This is a genomic window from Paenibacillus mesotrionivorans, from assembly GCF_046098205.1.
In the GTDB taxonomy this organism is placed as follows: Bacteria; Bacillota; Bacilli; order Paenibacillales; family NBRC-103111; genus Paenibacillus_AR; species Paenibacillus_AR mesotrionivorans.
On record NZ_JBJURJ010000004.1, the window covers coordinates 326,311 to 343,223 of the forward strand.

At 54.7% G+C, this 16,913-nt stretch carries 13 protein-coding genes; 11 read left to right on the top strand and 2 right to left on the bottom strand.

The features are described 5' to 3' along the window. Positions 1-74: 74 nt before the first annotated feature. Positions 75-491, bottom strand: a complete 417-nt coding sequence (locus tag ACI1P1_RS08040; RefSeq protein ID WP_416215849.1) for an NTF2 fold immunity protein — start codon at positions 489-491, stop codon at positions 75-77. Positions 492-796: 305 nt separating this feature from the next. On the opposite strand from ACI1P1_RS08040, the gene ACI1P1_RS08045 reads away from it, so the two are divergent. The 6 genes from ACI1P1_RS08045 (at position 797) to ACI1P1_RS08070 (ending at position 11,210) form a co-directional block, all read left to right on the top strand. Then, positions 797-1,000, top strand: a complete 204-nt coding sequence (locus ACI1P1_RS08045; RefSeq protein WP_416215850.1) for a nucleotidyltransferase domain-containing protein — start codon at positions 797-799, stop codon at positions 998-1,000. A gap of 31 nt (positions 1,001-1,031) precedes the next feature. Further along, complete coding sequence (locus ACI1P1_RS08050; RefSeq protein ID WP_416215851.1) at positions 1,032-1,598, top strand: class I SAM-dependent methyltransferase; 567 nt, start codon at positions 1,032-1,034, stop codon at positions 1,596-1,598. 84 nt (positions 1,599-1,682) lie between these two features. Beyond that, positions 1,683-2,321, top strand: coding sequence for a Vat family streptogramin A O-acetyltransferase (locus ACI1P1_RS08055; RefSeq protein ID WP_416215852.1), 639 nt, complete (start codon positions 1,683-1,685; stop codon positions 2,319-2,321). A gap of 182 nt (positions 2,322-2,503) precedes the next feature. Then, the gene (locus ACI1P1_RS08060; RefSeq protein WP_416215853.1) at positions 2,504-3,613 is read left to right on the top strand and encodes a hypothetical protein; all 1,110 of its coding nucleotides are present in this window, start codon (positions 2,504-2,506) and stop codon (positions 3,611-3,613) included. A 582-nt stretch (positions 3,614-4,195) separates the two neighbouring features. Then, positions 4,196-10,600, top strand: coding sequence for an S-layer homology domain-containing protein (locus ACI1P1_RS08065; RefSeq protein ID WP_416215854.1), 6,405 nt, complete (start codon positions 4,196-4,198; stop codon positions 10,598-10,600). Positions 10,601-10,793: 193 nt separating this feature from the next. After that, positions 10,794-11,210, top strand: coding sequence for a hypothetical protein (locus ACI1P1_RS08070; protein WP_416215855.1), 417 nt, complete (start codon positions 10,794-10,796; stop codon positions 11,208-11,210). A 484-nt stretch (positions 11,211-11,694) separates the two neighbouring features. Here the strand turns inward: ACI1P1_RS08070 and ACI1P1_RS08075 are convergent, their stop codons facing one another. Then, positions 11,695-12,309: a superoxide dismutase gene (locus ACI1P1_RS08075; protein ID WP_416215856.1), complete on the bottom strand. Its 615-nt coding sequence runs from the start codon at positions 12,307-12,309 to the stop codon at positions 11,695-11,697. Between the two features lie 454 nt (positions 12,310-12,763). Here ACI1P1_RS08075 and ACI1P1_RS08080 point away from each other — a divergent pair, with 454 nt between their 5' ends. The 5 genes from ACI1P1_RS08080 to ACI1P1_RS08100 all read left to right on the top strand — a co-directional run bounded on the left by ACI1P1_RS08080 (position 12,764) and on the right by ACI1P1_RS08100 (position 16,860). Further along, positions 12,764-13,189: a GNAT family N-acetyltransferase gene (locus ACI1P1_RS08080; RefSeq protein ID WP_416215857.1), complete on the top strand. Its 426-nt coding sequence runs from the start codon at positions 12,764-12,766 to the stop codon at positions 13,187-13,189. Between the two features lie 159 nt (positions 13,190-13,348). Continuing rightward, entirely contained in the window at positions 13,349-13,915 is a 567-nt protein-coding gene (locus ACI1P1_RS08085; RefSeq protein ID WP_416215858.1) for a DUF402 domain-containing protein, read from the top strand. A gap of 115 nt (positions 13,916-14,030) precedes the next feature. After that, the gene (gene queG / locus ACI1P1_RS08090) at positions 14,031-15,218 is read left to right on the top strand and encodes a tRNA epoxyqueuosine(34) reductase QueG (RefSeq protein WP_416215859.1); all 1,188 of its coding nucleotides are present in this window, start codon (positions 14,031-14,033) and stop codon (positions 15,216-15,218) included. A 56-nt stretch (positions 15,219-15,274) separates the two neighbouring features. Further along, entirely contained in the window at positions 15,275-15,838 is a 564-nt protein-coding gene (locus tag ACI1P1_RS08095; RefSeq protein ID WP_416215860.1) for a methylated-DNA--[protein]-cysteine S-methyltransferase, read from the top strand. Further along, positions 15,835-16,860 (top strand): HD-GYP domain-containing protein, encoded by a 1,026-nt coding sequence (locus ACI1P1_RS08100; protein ID WP_416215861.1) that lies wholly within the window; start codon positions 15,835-15,837, stop codon positions 16,858-16,860. The genes ACI1P1_RS08095 and ACI1P1_RS08100 overlap by 4 nt, the downstream gene beginning before the upstream one ends. The last annotated feature ends 53 nt before the right edge of the window (positions 16,861-16,913 follow it).

Consider the following 16,913-nt stretch of genomic DNA (forward strand, 5'->3'; position numbering starts at 1 on the left):
GTTCAATATAACAAGCATATCAAGCTTACTGGAAATTGCTTAAAAATGTTGGCGCAGGGGCCGTCTTTTGCTATTTAAAAACTACTGTATTGCCATTTATACGTTAATTCCCTATCATCAGAATGGTATCGCTGTTTAAAGCTGTTAATAAGCCACTGATCATTTTTACAGGTAAGAATAAACTGAAAATCTAAAAGTCCTGTGTTTGTATAAAAGGTTACCACCGCACCATTTTTTGTGTGTTCCACCTTGCTGGGAGTATTGCTCTTGACCCCCGCGAATTTTGGCGGAGAATTGATGCCGATATAATAGGTTCTGTCCTTTTTCGTCAAATAACGAAGATAAATTTTCTCCGCCTCCGCTTTATAATTTGCGAATACAACAGATGTATCCTGGCTGGAGTCTTGCGTAAGAGGATAATATTTCACCTGTAATTCATCGATCTGTTGGGTAAAATTTAATACCAAATCTATTAAATCTCTGTCATTCACGGTATTGGCCTCCCAGATTAGCAGGTTCAAATGAACTGACATTTTTTAACGCTTATCGTAACACCCATCCAGTACGATTACAATTCTATAATTTCAATAACTGTAGGGTAAGCCAGTTGAATATTGACCTTATGAAAGAGTTAGTTTTATAATCGAACTATGTAAGTCCGGTGATAGCCGGATGCATCCGTGATCGGATGCCTACCGTTTGGGGCCGTAGGCACCAGGCGACTTGTGAAAGATCAAGTCCCTGGTTGCCTGCGGCCTTTTTGCGTTCAGTTACTGAAAATCGAGGAGGAATTGCTATGAACGAAGAACAGGTAAAAGCCATCTACGTATGCTCGTCTGTAGCTAGAGGCGAAGCCGATGCCCATTCCGATATTGACCTGCATCAGGTCTACCGGGAGCCGCTGGAGGATTACAGCCGGGTGGAAGAGATTTTGTCTCATTATGCCAAACCCCATAACCTGGCAAACGGCGTTATGCTCCAACAGGTTTGTAGCGGCTGATATGTTCAACAAAAGGAGCTTACACGATACGATGATTACAACCACCATCAAAGGTATGGAGCTGCAATTCCAGACGGAGAGCAGTCTGTTTTCGCCGCGGCGCATTGACAAGGGGACATTGGCTTTGCTATCGGCTATCGAGTTTGACCCAGAGGACAGGGTTTGTGATTTGGGATGCGGCTATGGGGTCGTCGGGATAACGGCGGCCAAGCTCATCGGTCCGGACCGGGTTCTGATGATCGACAATGACCCGGAGGCTGCTTCCTGCGCCCGGGAGAATGCCCGGCTTAACGGCGTGCCGGAAGCGGAGGTTATAGTGAGCGACGGTTTTTCCGCCACCCGGGAGACCCATTTTACCAAGATCATCACCCACCCGCCTTACCACGCCGACTTCTCGGTGCCCAAGCGGTTTATTGAGAAGGGCTTCAACCGTTTGGCCCGGGAGGGGCAGTTTTACATGGTGACCAAACGCAAGGAGTGGTATAAGCAGAAGCTGATCTCGATTTTTGGCGGGGTGAGCATCCGGGAAGTGGAGGGGTATTATGTTTTTATGGCGGTGAAAAAAAACGGCAGCTATGCTTGTGCCAAAGCAAGATGATTGTGCGGGAGGGAGCCCATCCGGTACAATCAATACAGAATGGCCGGTGGGGGACAATGCCGCGCCCAAAAAGGAGTGACGCCGATGCCGAACTACGGACCAGATCCGGACGCCATTTTTCCCAATCCGCAGATCAAGCAGATTTGTTTCATCAAAAATGTCATTACCCGTCCCAATATTATTGTGGGCGACTATACCTACTACGACGACAAGGATGGGGCCGAGCGCTTCGAGGAGCGGGTGACCCATCATTACGAGTTTATCGGCGACAGGCTGATCATCGGCCGGTTCTGCGCCATTGCCCGGGGTGTGGAGTTTATTATGAACGGGGCCAACCACCGGATGGGCTCAGTCACTACGTACCCCTTCAACATTATGGGCGGCGGCTGGGAAAAGGCGACTCCCTCTCTGGAGCAGCTGCCCTACAAAGGCGACACCGTCATTGGCAATGACGTGTGGATCGGGCAGAATGCGGTGATTCTGCCGGGTGTGCACATTGGCGACGGAGCCATTGTCGCAGCGAATGCAGTGGTGGCCTCGGATGTGGCCCCTTACACCATCGTCGGCGGCAATCCCGCCCGATTGATCCGCAGCCGCTTCGATGAGGAGCTGACGGAGTACCTCCTCCGGCTCCAATGGTGGGACTGGCCCGCGGAGAAAATTTTCCGCCATCTGGATGTGCTGTGCAGTGCCGATCTGGAGCAGATTCGCCGTATGCAGTGATGTAAGGCGTATAAAGCGCATTATGGAGCGAATAGCCCGCCTGGGAATACCGGGACGGGCTATTTCTCTGATTTACCCCATATAGCTCGTTCTGCAAAAATGTCCAATTGCCGGTCCAATTCCCCAGCTTGTATAGTGGGGGACATAATGACGGGATAAATAATGAATGGAGGAATGGCGCAATGACAGCTTTTGCTTTTACACCCATTTGGGAGGGAGCGGAAGGAAGCTCGATTCTGGGGATGAACGGCGGCCTTCCCGAGAGCCCGGACAGAAGCCTGCTGGTGTATGCCCGGAAGCAGCATCTGGACAGAGCAGACGATCACCGGACGGAGATTTGGGTGTGCAACTACGATCTTACCGGCCACCGGAAGGTGTACGAGGTAATATGCGGCAACCATAACGGGCCTTCGGCGACTTTTTTGAATAATGACTGGATTGTTTTCCGCGGGCAAAATGAACAGCAGTTCAGCTATTTCCTCATCTATGATATCCGCCGGGAGCAGGCGGTGTACGGTCCCATCATCGCCAAGGAAAGCCACCGCGGGGAAAACGGATTTTATCCGTTCAGCATATCCGACCAATATGTGGGACAAAATCCGGATTACCCGGAGATTGGCCGGCCGGGTGTGTACACGTTGGAGCTGGCTACGGGGAAAATCCGTCAGGTGATGGACAGCGAAGATTTGTTGGCGTTTATCCGCAGCCGTGGGCTGACTCCCAACGAAAATACCATCCGGATGAGCCATGTTCAGTTGAACCCCTCGGCAACCCGTGTAATGATGCGGCTTTCCGTGGAGGAGTGCAAGGTGCTGGGCGCTTTAGGCTGTTATGATCTGGAGACCGGGGCGTGGCATCTGATCCCTGACAAACCGATCCATCAGCTGTGGTATGACGATGATTCGTACATGGCTATGTACCATCATCATGACGGTAAACGGATCGTGAAGGAAACCAGCCGGATGAACCGCTACTCACTGGACGGGGAGATTATTGAGCCGCTGGGGGGCATCGGCAATCATATTGACGGGTCTCCGGACCGGAAATGGTTTGCCAGCGATACGTGTTTTCCCGGTTCCTCCATCGATATCCGGTTGTACCGCAAGGGGGAGCTGGAGCCTGTGGCAGTGCTGGACTCCCATCCTTTCCATGAAGAAGTGTTCGGGCTGCAGGTGCATCCCAACCCGACCTTTTCCCAGGATGGCAAGCGGATTTACTTCAACCGGCTGGTGAGCAAAAATCGGGCTGTGGCAGGGTTTGTGGATATTTCCGACCTTATCGGAAAGGGTTAGCGGGATGATACGCTTGATCAGGTGATAGGTATGAGCAGATGATAGGCAAATTATAGTTTCAAGTGTGCCCTGACCGGCGTTATGCGGGTTGGGGCTTTTTGACGATGGAGGCGGGGCGCGCAACTGCAAAAGTGCATCTATTTTTGTCGGATTTCGTCATAACCGGACTCATCCTGCAAAAGTGCAGTTAATTATGCGTTCTCCCCCCAATCAAAATCCTGCAGCCGGAAATAACTGCACTTTTGCAGGTAAAGCTGCCCAACCGGGGGTTTCTCCGGAAATAACTGCACTTTTGCAGTTTGCTGTGTGAGAAAGTGGGGTTATGCCCATCTTAAGCTGTGTTGGAGCGCACCGTACAAGAACCCAAGAACCCAAGAAGCCCGGCACGGAGCTGAGCATCCGGCAGGCCTTTTTGGCATGCCCCTAAGATTCCCAAAACTAAAAAAAGCCCAAGGGACCTAAAAATAACCTCCGTAGACAGTATATGAAAAGTGCGCTACCCTAGGGTGGAGTTGGCAAGGGGCTGCAGCTAATCCGGAGGCGCGGCCTGTGCCGCAGAGTTTCATTTTAGGGAGGGAGTGCATGATGAACATAAAAAGGGTTTTGATAGGGTTGCTGGTATGCGTTTTGATGCTTTCACCTTTTACACAATTGCAAGCGCTTACTGCAAAGGCCGCCGTGCCTGAACCGGAAGGACCGGTGATGGAGATTTATGCCGAGCAGTTTGATGATCCGGATAATTTTGGCTCGACGGGAGGGGTGACTATTCCTCAGCCATGGATTCAAGACGGAGGCAAAAGCGTAGCCAAAACCTCCGCTTCCACCACGGCCCCGTCCACACCCAATATGGTGAAGATCGATTCTACGGATGTGCTGGCCCTGCCCTTGGATCTGACCGGCTACGGAAATATCCAGGTGAGCTATTACACCCGGGCTTCCTCGTACGTGAGCGGAAGTGTGTATGTGGAGTGGTCCTATGACGGCGGCGCCAACTGGACGGTGCTGGAGGAGTTCAAGCCGAATCCCGGAGCTGCCTCCGATCCCAACAAGCTGAAGACCTGGGCTTTGGACGCACAGGCTAACAGCAATCCTGCCAACAAGCTGCGTTTCCGTGCGGCGGCCCCTGTGGGCAATCTGTATTTTGACAGCGTATCTATAATGGGGCAGGCCATTCCGGGCATTCCTCCGGCAGCGACGCCGGTGCCTATTCCGGAGCCGGTGGAGCAGCCGCCTTTTGTCCCGCCGGCCGGAGTGAAGATGTATGAGGATGTGCTGGTGGGTATGGCGGGGAACCGGGAGATTTACGCTTCCATTGCTGTTCCCGAGGTAGCTCCGGCTGGGGTAATGCCGGCTGTGGTTTACATCCACGGAGGCGGCTGGAACCACGGGGACCGGAAGCAGGCCTTGGGCAACATTTCCAACTATGTGCTCAAAAGAGGCTATATCGGTGTGGCCCTGAGCTACCGTCTGACTCCCGAAGCACCGTTCCCGGCGCAGATTCAGGATGTGAAGCTGGGCATCCGTTTCCTGCGGGCCCATGCGGCCGAATATTTCATCGATCCCAGCCGGATCGGTGTATGGGGGTCGTCTGCAGGCGGACATTTGGCTGCGCTTTTGGGCACCACCGGCGACTTGGAGGCGGGAAGCCCTATCACCTTGGACAACGGGAATACAGTGCCGGTGCCTGATTTGAGCGGAACCGGCGGCTGGCCGGAATACTCCGACAAGGTTCAGGCTGTAGCCGACTGGTTCGGCCCCGCTGACTTCACGACGGAATTTGCCAATAATTACAGCTCCGTAACGGCGCTTCTGGGCGGTAAAAAGGCATTCACCGTGCCCAACGAAGCCCGGCTGGCCATGCCGGGGACCTATGCTTCTCCGGATGATCCGCCCTTTTGGATCCGCCACGGCGATGCCGACAGCACGATTCCGTATGAAAACAGCGTCAAGTTCGCCGGACAGCTGACAGCGGCAGGCGTGCAGGTGGTGGATTTTAAGCTGGTCCCCGGGCAGGGACACGGCTTTACGGGAACGGCCTCGGATACCGCCAACGCGGAGGCGTGGACTTTCCTCGACCAGTATGTGAAGAACAGGGTGGTAACGGAGCCGATTATTTACAAGCCGGGTTACGGGCCGGGAGGCACAGATCCGGGAAATCCAGACCCGGGCAACGGAACGGTCCATCCGGGAAGTCCGTCTGTTCAACTGGACACGGCGGCGTGGACCATGGCAGCCGGTGCGAACAAGGAGCTAACCGCTGCGGTGGCTACTACCGGTGATACCGGTACGGTTACGGTTACCTGGTCCACGTATAACAGCGCTGTAGCCACAGTCGAATCTCTGGGCGGGCTGAAGGCGCGGGTCACAGGCGTAGCTCCGGGCAGCACAAAAATTGTGGCCACCGTCACATCCTCCGTCTACCAGCAGGCTGCGGAAGCGGAAGCGGTGGTGACGGTTACTCCAGCCGAGCCCAACCAGCCCGGACAGCAGGTGGAAAAGGAAATCGCCGTCCTGACACCGATGGATGACGCGCTGATCGACAGCAGTTTGGCTGACACCAATATTAATTCGGCAACCGGGTCAAGCCAGGGGCTGTTCAGCGTATCGGCAAGCGGCTCAAAGAAAAAGTACGTTTATTTCAAGTATGATGTCAGCGAAGCGGTGAATCCGGCCTATCAATATACCTTCCAGGTAGCCGCCAAAAAAGGCTCTGCCAATACGGATGTGCCTTTGCAGCTATATGGCATCCCGGATAGCAATTGGAGTGAAGCCTCTTTAACCTGGAACAATGCTCCGGTGAAGGATCTGGCTTCCGGCGAGCTATTGGGCGGCTTCACGGTAGATGCGGACAAAGGCGGGAGCCCTAAGGTGTACACCGTGGACGTTACGGAATATGTGCGTTCCCGGCTTGCTGACGGAACCGTTGTGTTTATGCTTGGGGATGCGGAGAATACGGGCGTATCCTTCAACATTTACTCCAAGGAGGCCAACGGCACCAGCAATCCCCGGCCTGCTTTGAGGGTAATGGAAATCATTGATCTTTCCGGAGATATTGCCCCGCCCTATTGGCCGGAGGGCTCTCTCCTGAAGGCAGAGAATCTGGGGACGGACTTCGTGGACCTGCTGTGGCCGCAAGCCTTGGATGACTCCACCATCGACCGTTACCTAGTCTACCGCAACAATGAGCTGGCCGCTACTTTGGCGCCGGAAGCAAGCACCTACACCGCAGCCGGGTTGACCCCAAATACCGAGTATACCTTTAAGGTGGCGGCTGTAGATGCGTCGGGCAAAATCAGCATTACCCCTTTGACGCTTACCCGGACGACGCTGGCGGAGCCGATTCTTCCTCTTCCGGTAGAGGCGGTTATTGCCAGCAGCAGCGACGGCAATATTGAAAGCAACACCATCGACAACAACTCGTACACCCGCTGGTCGGCCAGCGGAGACGGACCATGGATCCAGTTTGATCTGGGCGAGATCCGGCAGATAGGATATTTGGGGATCGGGTTTTACAAAGGGGATACCCGCAAAACCCAGCTGGAGTTCGAAACCTCCGTCGACGGTATCAACTGGACCCCCGGCTTCAACGGCTGGTCCTCCCGGTTGACCACGGCCCTGCAGGTGTTTGATCCGGAGGATGTGAATGCCAGATATGTGCGCATTACCGGGCGCGGCAATTCCGACGGCAGCGTGTTTACCAGTCTGACGGATGTGCATATTTATCCGCCATATGCCAACGGGGATACGCCGGTTGCGCTGGTACCCTACATTTTGCCGGGGCCTCCTCCCGGAGCGGTGCCCTTCACCACCCCCGGTTTAACGAAGCCGGACGGAAGCGCACATGCCCTTCATATCCCTAATCCGGTAACGGGGCGGACGCTGAATGTGCTGAATTTCGGCGCTGATCGGGCAGATAACGGGCATGATGACCGCCCGGCCATTCAAGCGGCGATAGATGCGGCAGCTGCAGGGGATGAGGTATACATTCCCGATGGGGTCTATAATCTGCGGACCTCACCGGACGGTCTGGCCAATCTGTTTTTGAAAAGCGGCGTCAACATCCGTGGGGAAAGCGAAAGCGGTACAGTTCTCCGGACCTCCTTGGACATGGTGAAAAACAGCACTCTTTTCAAATCCGCCAAGCAGCATAACCTCCAAATTTCCGGCATGACCTTAACCTCTGCCTGGAACAAGGAATACACAACCGATCATAAGGTCAACAATCCTCAAGCCGGGGGACCGGACAGCCTGATCATGATCAGCAACTACGGTGAAGACCCTTCATACAACGTGACTATCCATCATGTCACCGTGGAGAAGTTCCGGCGGATGGCTATCCGCATTGAGAACAGCCATGATGTGATTGTGCGGAACAGCACCTTCCGCAATGCTACCGATGTGGGCCCCGGCGGCTCCGGCTACGGCGTGGCTATCCAGGGAATGCCCAAGGTGGACCGGCTGGGTTTTGCCAACGATACCCTGTGGAATCTGGTGGAGGATTCCCGGTTTGAGGGGCCGTATCTGCGCCACGGCGCCTTGATCCAGAATGTGGCCCATAACAACACGGTGCGCAACAATGTGTTCATCCAGACCAAGCTGGATGCCATCGATCTTCACGGGGAGCTGGAATATCTCAATGAGATTTCCGGTAATCTGGTGGAAAATATCCTGACCGGCGGAGCCGTCGGCCTTGGCAATACCGGCGGCACAGCTCCCAGCAACCACAGCAAAACCGGCCCCGGCAACCTGATCCGGGACAATCTCATCCGCAACAGCCGTGAGGGGATTGTGGTGACCATGGGGACACCGGATACGGTGATCGTGAACAATGTGATCGAGAGCACGACGGATATCGCCGATGCATCGGGCATCAATATCTTGAATGGTCCCGGCACGGTTATCCGGGGCAATACCATCCGCAATAATACCGCCAATGGATATTGGGCGATTCTATTGGAGCACGACAACGGCGACACCAATGCCAACTATATCGGCGAGGGTGATCCGGAGAATGTGCGTATTGAAGGCAATGTACTCACAGGCAACACCAACGGTATTGGATTGTTTGCAGGCAAGGGGATCCGGCTGAAGGGTAATGCTGTGGAAAGTGTTGTAACCAATTTTTACCAAAACAAAGGGGTAGAGGCGGTTACCGAGGAGCTGTCGGATGATTGGCGGCTAAAGCAGCTAGCGCTCAGTACAGGAGCGCTGGAACCGGTGTTTGCTGCGGATACCCTGGCTTATTCGGCCCAGGTAGCTTACGAAACAGAGGCGGTCACAGTGACAGCCGTGGCAGACCCTTTGGCTGCTGTTACCATTGCCGCCGGTGCTGAAGAGAGCGGCAGCACAACAGAGGACGGCAGCATAACAGAGGAAGGCGGCTCAGCAGCGGATGGCGGCTCAGCGGCTGTTATACCATCGGCGGAAGGTGAGATAACCTCAGCTTCGGCGGAAGGAAGTTATACTGCAACCCTCCCGTTGGAAGTGGGGCAGAACCGAATCGTCATCACGGTAACCGCCGAAAACGGAGATGCAGCCGACTATACAATCGATGTAACGCGGTTGGTGCAGGACACCTCCGGTGGCACACCCGGCGGGGAAACTCCTGGTGGGGGAGACCCGGGTAACGGAACGCCTGGCGGGGAAACTCCTGGTGGGGGAGACCCGGGAAGCGGTTCGCCCGGTAACGGAACGCCGGATGCCGGTTCCTCATCTGAGGAACCCGATGATGGCTCCAGCAGTGTGCCCGCGCCTGGCTCGGTTGGCCCGGTAGGCTCGGCTAATCCAACTGCATCTGCAACATTAGCCGATGTGGATGCTCCGCTGTTGGAGAAGGCGTTGGAGTCATCGGCTGGCGGGCAAGTGCTGTTGAAGGCAATGGAAAGCTCCGGCCAAGGTAATCCTCCTGCGGAGGGGGTACGCCTTAACGGAGCTGCCCTGAGCAAGCTGCTGCAAGCCGGGCATGTGGATACCCTTGTGGTGGAAACCGCCCAGGCCTCTTATGCGCTCCCCGTGAAGGAACTGAATATGGCGCATCTGGCCAGCGAGTTGGGCACGGAAGCAACCAAGCTCCAGCTTGAGATAACGGCGCGGACGAATGGCACCGCCGAAATCTCCGCCGCAGCTGCAGGCTGGAAGGTAGCCGGAGCTTGGGAATTTTCCGTCAAGGTATCTGCACCGGACGGCAAGGAACAGGAGTTGAAGGACTTCTCCCGGTATGTCAAACGGACGGTTAAGCCCAAGGCTGGCACATCCCTGAACGAAGGCTCATTGGCTGTTGCCAGAATGGCTCCCGCGGCGGATGGCAGGTGGGTACTGGAGCCGGTTCCTTTCCGGGTGACAGGCGGGGAGGTTCACATTTACAGCCGCACCAACAGCACGTATTTGTTGGTACAGCATACACGCAGCTTCACAGATCTGAACGGGCATTGGGCAAAGAACAGTGTGGAACGGATGGCGGCTCACATGATTGCCGATGGTGTAGTACCTGGAGAGTTCCAGCCTGACAAGATTGTAACCCGCGCTGAAGTGGCGGCTTTCCTGGTCCGTGTGTTAGGGCTGTCCCCATCCGCCTCAGGGGAACACAATAGCACCTTCAACGATGTCGGCGCAGCCGATTGGTTCGCGGCTGCCGTCCAGACGGCCTCTGCGATGAAGCTGGTGGAAGGTTACGGCGACGGCAGCTTCCGTCCGGGAGAAGCCGTTACCCGCCAGGAGCTGGCGGTGATGGTCCACCGCGCCGCAGAGCTGGCCGGTATGAACCCGGCTGCGTCCGCTTCGGCTGCAGCTCCGGCGCAGGCGTCGTACAGCGATGACGCGGCCATCGCCGCATGGGCCAAACCGGCCGTTGAGGCCCTTACCCGGCAGGGTCTGTTGGGCGGCACGCCGGAAGGCAGCTTTGCTCCCGCCGCACTGGCCACCAGGGCCGAGAGCCTGGCACTCCTGGACCGCATGCTGGTCCAATTAGATTTTTCCGATGGTCAATAAAAACTAACATTTGGCATTAACAGGTTCCCAGTATCATGGGGACCTGTTTTTTTTGTTTCGCAGCAACGCTGCATCTGCATATTATTTCTAATAATTTCCACATATCCATGCCGGTACTGCCTTTCAGGCACCTTGTCGTGCATTATCCCCTTTAGTCAGGAATGGTGAAAGTAAAAGGGAAGGCAGCAGAGGAATGAAGGAGAGCAGTAGAAGAAAGCAGAGGGGGAGCAGAGATAAAACAAAGAGGAGCTTAGAAAGGGGGAAGGAGGTGAGTAGAGAAATGGAAGGGGAGCGGAAAAATAAAGTGATACGGAAAGACAAGGGAGAGCTGACAGAAGCTAAAAAAGAAGGGGCAGAGGAAGTAGAAGGGGCAGAGGAAGAAGAAGCAGGGGAAGAAGAAGGGGCAGGGGAAGAAGAAGGGGCAGAGGAAGTAGAAGGGGCAGGGGAAAGAAGAAGGGGCAGAGGAAGAAGAAGCAGGGGAAGAAGAAGGGGCGGGGGAAGAAGGGGAATTAGAGGAAAGAAGTGCGATAACGGCGGAAAAGTAGGCAAGTTGAGAGCAGAGGCGAAAAAGGGAACAAGGTTTGGAGGACACCCCGGGAACTCAAGGTGATGGCAAAAGAATCTAACGGCGGCCAGAGCTCTTATTTGGCCATATTAGGCCTTCTAAAAATTCTAATGGCGGTCAGAGCTTTTATTTGGAGGGTGGGGCCCGATTTTGGCTTCATTGGAGCATAATAAGAGCGCTCACTTCCGTTAGATATTTTGAAATGTTATTTTGGCCCAAATAAGAGCGATCACTTCCGTTAGAATGGGGCTCCAGAGTTAGGATAATCGTTCCTGAGCTAAATGGATAGTGTCCCGCAAGTCACAGAGAATGTCATAACCTGAGCGAAGGGGATAATACCCGACAAGGAGTTAAACGGGGAATCACTCACCTGTTGTTTACCATAATATTCCATATAAAATTCTGGGCTTAAACAGCAGCCGCCCACGACATTGACCATTGCACCGGACTTTCTTCCGGCACCGAGCCCATCCACAACCAAACGAAAAAAGCAGACCCGCAGGTCTGCTTTCTATTTCAGGAAGAAGGTTTACTTCTTCGCAGCTTCGTAGCGTTTGTTGACTTCTGCCCAGTTTACCACGTTCCAGAACGCGGAGACATAATCCGGACGTTTGTTTTGGTACTTGAGGTAGTAGGCATGCTCCCACACGTCCAGACCGAGGATCGGGGTTTCGCCTTCCATTACCGGGGAGTCTTGGTTGGCGGTGCTGTATACCTTCAGCTTGCCGTCCTTGCCAACCACGAGCCATGCCCAGCCGGATCCGAAGCGGGTAGCGGCAGCAGCAGCGAAGGTTTCCTTGAACTTGGCGAAGCCGCCCAGCTCCGATTCGATAGCCGCGCCTACAGGGCCAGTCGGGTCACCGCCGCCGTTCGGGCCGATTACTTCCCAGAACAGGGAGTGGTTGTGGTGGCCGCCGCCATTGTTGCGGACCGCGGTGCGGATGTCTTCCGGAACAGCGTTCAGATCGGCGATCAGCGCGTCCAGGGACTTGTCGTGCAGCTCAGGATGCTTATCCAGAGCGGCGTTGAGGTTGGTTACATAGGTGTTATGGTGGCGGTCATGATGGATCATCATGGTCGTTTCGTCGATGTGGGGTTCAAGCGCATTGTTTGCATACGGAAGAGCGGGTAATTGATGGGCCATGGTAATAAATCCTCCTTCAAATTGGGTCAATTTGGTTTATTTAAATCCGGAACTTCTTTACAAACATTATTATCCACGAATTATGATAATAATGCAACATAAATGTTTAGAAAGTCCGAATCTTCATCCAATCTTCATTTTAGTCTAAGTCAATTGAGGAAATTTATGCATGCATCGTCAAGCACACCCCCATGGATTTACCCAACTTTAGAAAGGTTGAATCAGTATGAGGAAAAAATTTCTTTCAATCATACTAGCACCATTTACCTACCAACAATACCTATATATGTTTGTAAACGCTTCATATTAAGCGCTTTCAAGAGAAAACAAGAGCATTATGGCGATTCATAAAGATTTCATTAATATTTTTCTCAAATTCGGCAGGAATCAGGTTTATTATGTCGAATTTACTAAGTCTGACCTCAAATTGGAGATAGGAGCGCGATCCAAGCCTATGGTTGTACGTTCATTCCAGTTGTCCGATTATGGGAAAATTACGGATTTGTTGGAGCTTGTGTTGGATGAAACCTGTCTGGAGGAAACGATGACAGCATTCGCGCGCCAGTTGAACTGGGACAGCGGGCTGATCCTGGTGGCTTCCGAAGACGAAGAAGTCCTGGGTGTGATGATCGGAACCATCCACCGTAACAAAGGCTACTATTACCGGGTTGCCGTTCACCCGGACCATCAGCGCAGAGGGATTGCCCGTTCCTTAATGGAAGGCATGAAGCAGCGCTTTTTGCACCGTAATATTCAGCATGTTGCAGTTCCTGTGGACGACTATAATGAGCAGCTGCTTCCCGTATATGAGAAGCTGGGCTGCGGCGAGGAGAACTTTAACCGCTCCTACGGGAAGCTAAGTATTCTTGCCGGCTGTTAACCGTTTCTTTTTTCATATTTATATTGCCAGAATGAACCTATAGGCATATCTTTCGCGAATCGTTGCATTTGGCGGAAAGATATGCTTTTCTATATATGAAGAGTTGTCTTATTATGAAATTGTCTATGCGTAAAGACCCGGACAGGAGGTGAACCGGCCATGGCGAAGCAGGGCGAATCCTTTACCTTAATCAAGAGCTTCAAGCACGACGGGCATTTGCACCGGGTATGGCTGGAAAACTGGGAGATTCCCCAGGAATCTCTGGCCTCCGCACACCGGGACGGTGCGTTCCGGGTCTTCGTGAATTGCCATACGCGCATCCAGGAATCGGACGGCAGGGAATGGACCAGTCGGATTCCGGGCGTTTCCTTTTTTTTACCGGGAAAATGGTTTAATGTTGTAGCACTCCTGGAGGATGAAGGGATCCGCTATTATTGTAACGTGGCTTCCCCTTTCTACCAGTCGGGCGAGATTATTACGTACATCGATTATGACCTGGACGTAATACTCAACCAGAAGGGAGATATCTACGTTCTGGATGAGGATGAGTACAGCAAACACCGGAAGCTCTACCATTACTCCCTGGCTGTGGAGGAGAAGGTGAAGCTGGGGCTGGAGGAGGTTCTGGAGCTGGCGCGAAGCCGGGGGGAGCCCTTCTGTGACGAATCGGTGCTGGCTTATTTTGAAATGTGGAAATCGATGACCGGTCAGGGGGCCAAAGCCTGACGGACGTTATTCTTTGAAAGCCCTGCTACAAGGGCGTATCCGGCGGTCGGGCTGCGGGGGAAACCACGTGTGCCTGGGACCGCCGATTTATTATAGAAAGCGGGGAGGAGAGGGCTTGGGCAATGTATCGGACGGCCCGGTTGGCGGCTATGGCGGCGGCTGGCGGCGGCTGAAGGAGGAAATACTGGCAGCCCTGCCGCAGCTGGGCATCGATAAGCTGGGTTTTGCTTCGGCGGAGCCCTTCATCGGCCTCAAGGAGCAGCTTCTGCGGCACAGGGAGATGGGGCGCGAATCCGGCTTCGAGGAGCCGGACTTGGACAAGCGCACCCAGCCGGAGCTGCATCTGCCCGGGGCCCGTTCTATCCTCTCCGTTGCTTTAGCGTATCCGTCCAAGCTTCAGGATCCGCCCCGCTCTGGCCCCGGCGCTCCACGGGGAATGATGGCCCGCACCGCATGGGGCGAGGATTATCACCGGGTGCTGGCGGACCGGCTGAACCGGCTGGCCGCTTTTATCCGGGAGCGGGTTCCGGAGGCCCGGTTGGAAATCATGGTGGATACGGGAGCCTTGTCGGACAGGGCGGTGGCAGAGCGTGCCGGCATCGGCTGGATCGGCAAAAACTGCTCCATTATTACCCCGGAATTCGGTTCCTGGGTCTATCTGGGCGAAATGATTACCGACTTGCCGTTTCCGCCGGACATACCTCTGGGTGATGGCTGCGGGGATTGCACCCTCTGTCTGGATGCCTGTCCGACGGATGCCTTTGCCGGGCCGCGGCAGCTCAATGCCAAACGGTGTCTCTCCTTTTGGACTCAAAGCAAGGACATCATACCCGAGGAGTTCCGGGTTCCCTTGGGCAACCGGCTGTACGGCTGCGATACCTGCCAGCAGGTTTGTCCCAAGAACAAGGGAAAAAATGCGGTGCATAACGCCGAGCTTCAGCCGCTGCCGGAGCAGGCCAAACCGCTTTTGCTGCCCATCCTGGCGATGAGCAATAAGGAGTTTAAGGAAGCCTTCGGCAGCACGGCTGCGGCCTGGCGGGGGAGGAAGCCCATTCAGCGCAATGCGGTGCTCGCTCTGGGACTGTTCCGGGATCCGGCAGCACTTCCGGAGCTTCGCCATATCCTTCTGGCCGACCCCCGGCCGGAGCTTCGCGCCGCGGCGGCCTGGAGCATCGGCCGGATGGGAGGAGACGGGGCCCTCCGGATCTTGGAGGCTGCCCTGGCCGAAGAGAAGGAACCATCCGTCCAGGACGAAATCGGATTATGCCTGCTCCCATGGAAGGAGCAGGACGGACACGTATAATTACCGCTTGTGGAAGCGGCATGGGCGCTATTTTCACATCAGTCAGGAGGGTCATTATGTCGGTTATGTATTACGGGTATCTCCCTAGTCCCATCGGGAAGCTGCTCTTGGCGGCAACGGAGCGTGGGCTCTGCCGCATGGATTTTGAAGAGGGCTTGGATATGGATGTGGAGCTGGCATCCCTGGCTGCTTGGGCAGCGAAGCTGGACGGTGTTTCCGCCGAGTCTGTAGAACTGGTTCAGGGCGGTGGCTATATTCCCCAGGCTGTAAAGGAGCTGGAGGAATACTTCCGTGGAGAACGGACGGCGTTTACCGTTCCGCTGGATGTGCGGGGCACCCCTTTTCAGCAGCGGGTATGGCAGGCGCTTGTGGACATTCCCTATGGCACCGTCTGTTCCTATAAGGATATCGCCGAACGGATCGGCTCGCCCAAAGCGGTACGGGCTGTTGGCGGCGCCAATAACCGGAATCCCCTGCCCGTCATCGTTCCCTGCCACCGGGTAGTCGGCGCAGCAGGCCATATGGTGGGCTACGGGGGCGGCTTGCCCATTAAGGAAGCGCTTCTCCGCCTGGAGGGGGCGGCGGTCCGCTACACAATCCCCCAAGAGGCCGGCCTATGAAATACGTACACATTGACACCGTAGAATCCGGAGATTTTTTGGGCAGAACGATTTTTTCCTCTAATGGTGCCGTGCTGTTGTCCGAAGGGGTGCAGTTAACGGTTTATATGATTAATACTTTACGACGTATCGGCGTCACTATGCTCTATATCAAGGACGAGCATCTTCAGGATGTGGAAATCGATGATGTGGTGTCCGAGGAGAACAAGCGGGCTGTGATGCAAAAAATGGGCGAAATGCTTCAGTCCGTCCGCTCGGGCAAGGAGTTCAACACCCGGGCCGTCAGCATCAGCATTGATAAGCTGCTGGAGGATGTGATGCAGAACCGGGAGGTGCTGCTGCAGCTCACCGATATCCGCACCAAGGATAACGAGCAGTACGTCCATGCGCTGAATGTGTGCACCATGGCTGCTTTGACGGGTATTAATATGGGGCTGTCTGCTACCCAGGTGAAGGAACTGGCGACGGGCGCTCTGCTTCATGATGTGGGCAAGGTGGAGCTGCTTACCGACGATGATTCTGAGGATCTGCGGAAGCACCACACCTGGCGGGGCTTTGATCTGTTGAAAAGCAAGCGTGAGCTGAGCCTGCTGATTGCCCACGTGGCATTCCAGCATCATGAAGCTCCGGACGGGACGGGTGTGCCCCGCGGTCTGGAGGACGAGCAGATTCACTTGTACGCCAAAATTGTGGCTGTGGCCAATACCTACGATAATCTTCTATATAATCCGGCCACCGGGGAGAGAGGCAAACCCCATCTTGTTATCGAAGAGCTCTCCGCTCTGTCCGGCACCAAGCTGGACCGGGAGGTGGTGATCCAGTTTCTGCGCACGGTGTCCGTCTATCCCACCGGCACCAGCGTCCGCTTGAGCAATCATGAGGTAGGTGTAGTGGTGGGCCAGCACCGGGGGCTGCCGGGACGTCCGGTTGTGCGTGTGATCAAAAAGGATGACGATGATCTCACGGTGAACGAATTCGATTTGGCGAAATTCACCACGCTTTTTGTGGATGCCGTGCTATAATAGTCTCGTACCCATTAATTGAAACGTTTCATTAAAATGGTGTCGGGGGGATT

Coding starts and splice junctions, on each gene's coding strand:
- ACI1P1_RS08045 (WP_416215850.1), top strand. CDS start 797: ATGAACGAAGAACAGGTAAAAGCCATCTACGTATGCTCGTCTGTAGCT.
- ACI1P1_RS08050 (WP_416215851.1), top strand. CDS start 1,032: ATGATTACAACCACCATCAAAGGTATGGAGCTGCAATTCCAGACGGAG.
- ACI1P1_RS08055 (WP_416215852.1), top strand. CDS start 1,683: ATGCCGAACTACGGACCAGATCCGGACGCCATTTTTCCCAATCCGCAG.
- ACI1P1_RS08060 (WP_416215853.1), top strand. CDS start 2,504: ATGACAGCTTTTGCTTTTACACCCATTTGGGAGGGAGCGGAAGGAAGC.
- ACI1P1_RS08065 (WP_416215854.1), top strand. CDS start 4,196: ATGATGAACATAAAAAGGGTTTTGATAGGGTTGCTGGTATGCGTTTTG.
- ACI1P1_RS08070 (WP_416215855.1), top strand. CDS start 10,794: ATGAAGGAGAGCAGTAGAAGAAAGCAGAGGGGGAGCAGAGATAAAACA.
- ACI1P1_RS08075 (WP_416215856.1), bottom strand. CDS start 12,309: ATGGCCCATCAATTACCCGCTCTTCCGTATGCAAACAATGCGCTTGAA.
- ACI1P1_RS08080 (WP_416215857.1), top strand. CDS start 12,764: ATGGTTGTACGTTCATTCCAGTTGTCCGATTATGGGAAAATTACGGAT.
- ACI1P1_RS08085 (WP_416215858.1), top strand. CDS start 13,349: ATGGCGAAGCAGGGCGAATCCTTTACCTTAATCAAGAGCTTCAAGCAC.
- ACI1P1_RS08095 (WP_416215860.1), top strand. CDS start 15,275: ATGTCGGTTATGTATTACGGGTATCTCCCTAGTCCCATCGGGAAGCTG.
- ACI1P1_RS08100 (WP_416215861.1), top strand. CDS start 15,835: ATGAAATACGTACACATTGACACCGTAGAATCCGGAGATTTTTTGGGC.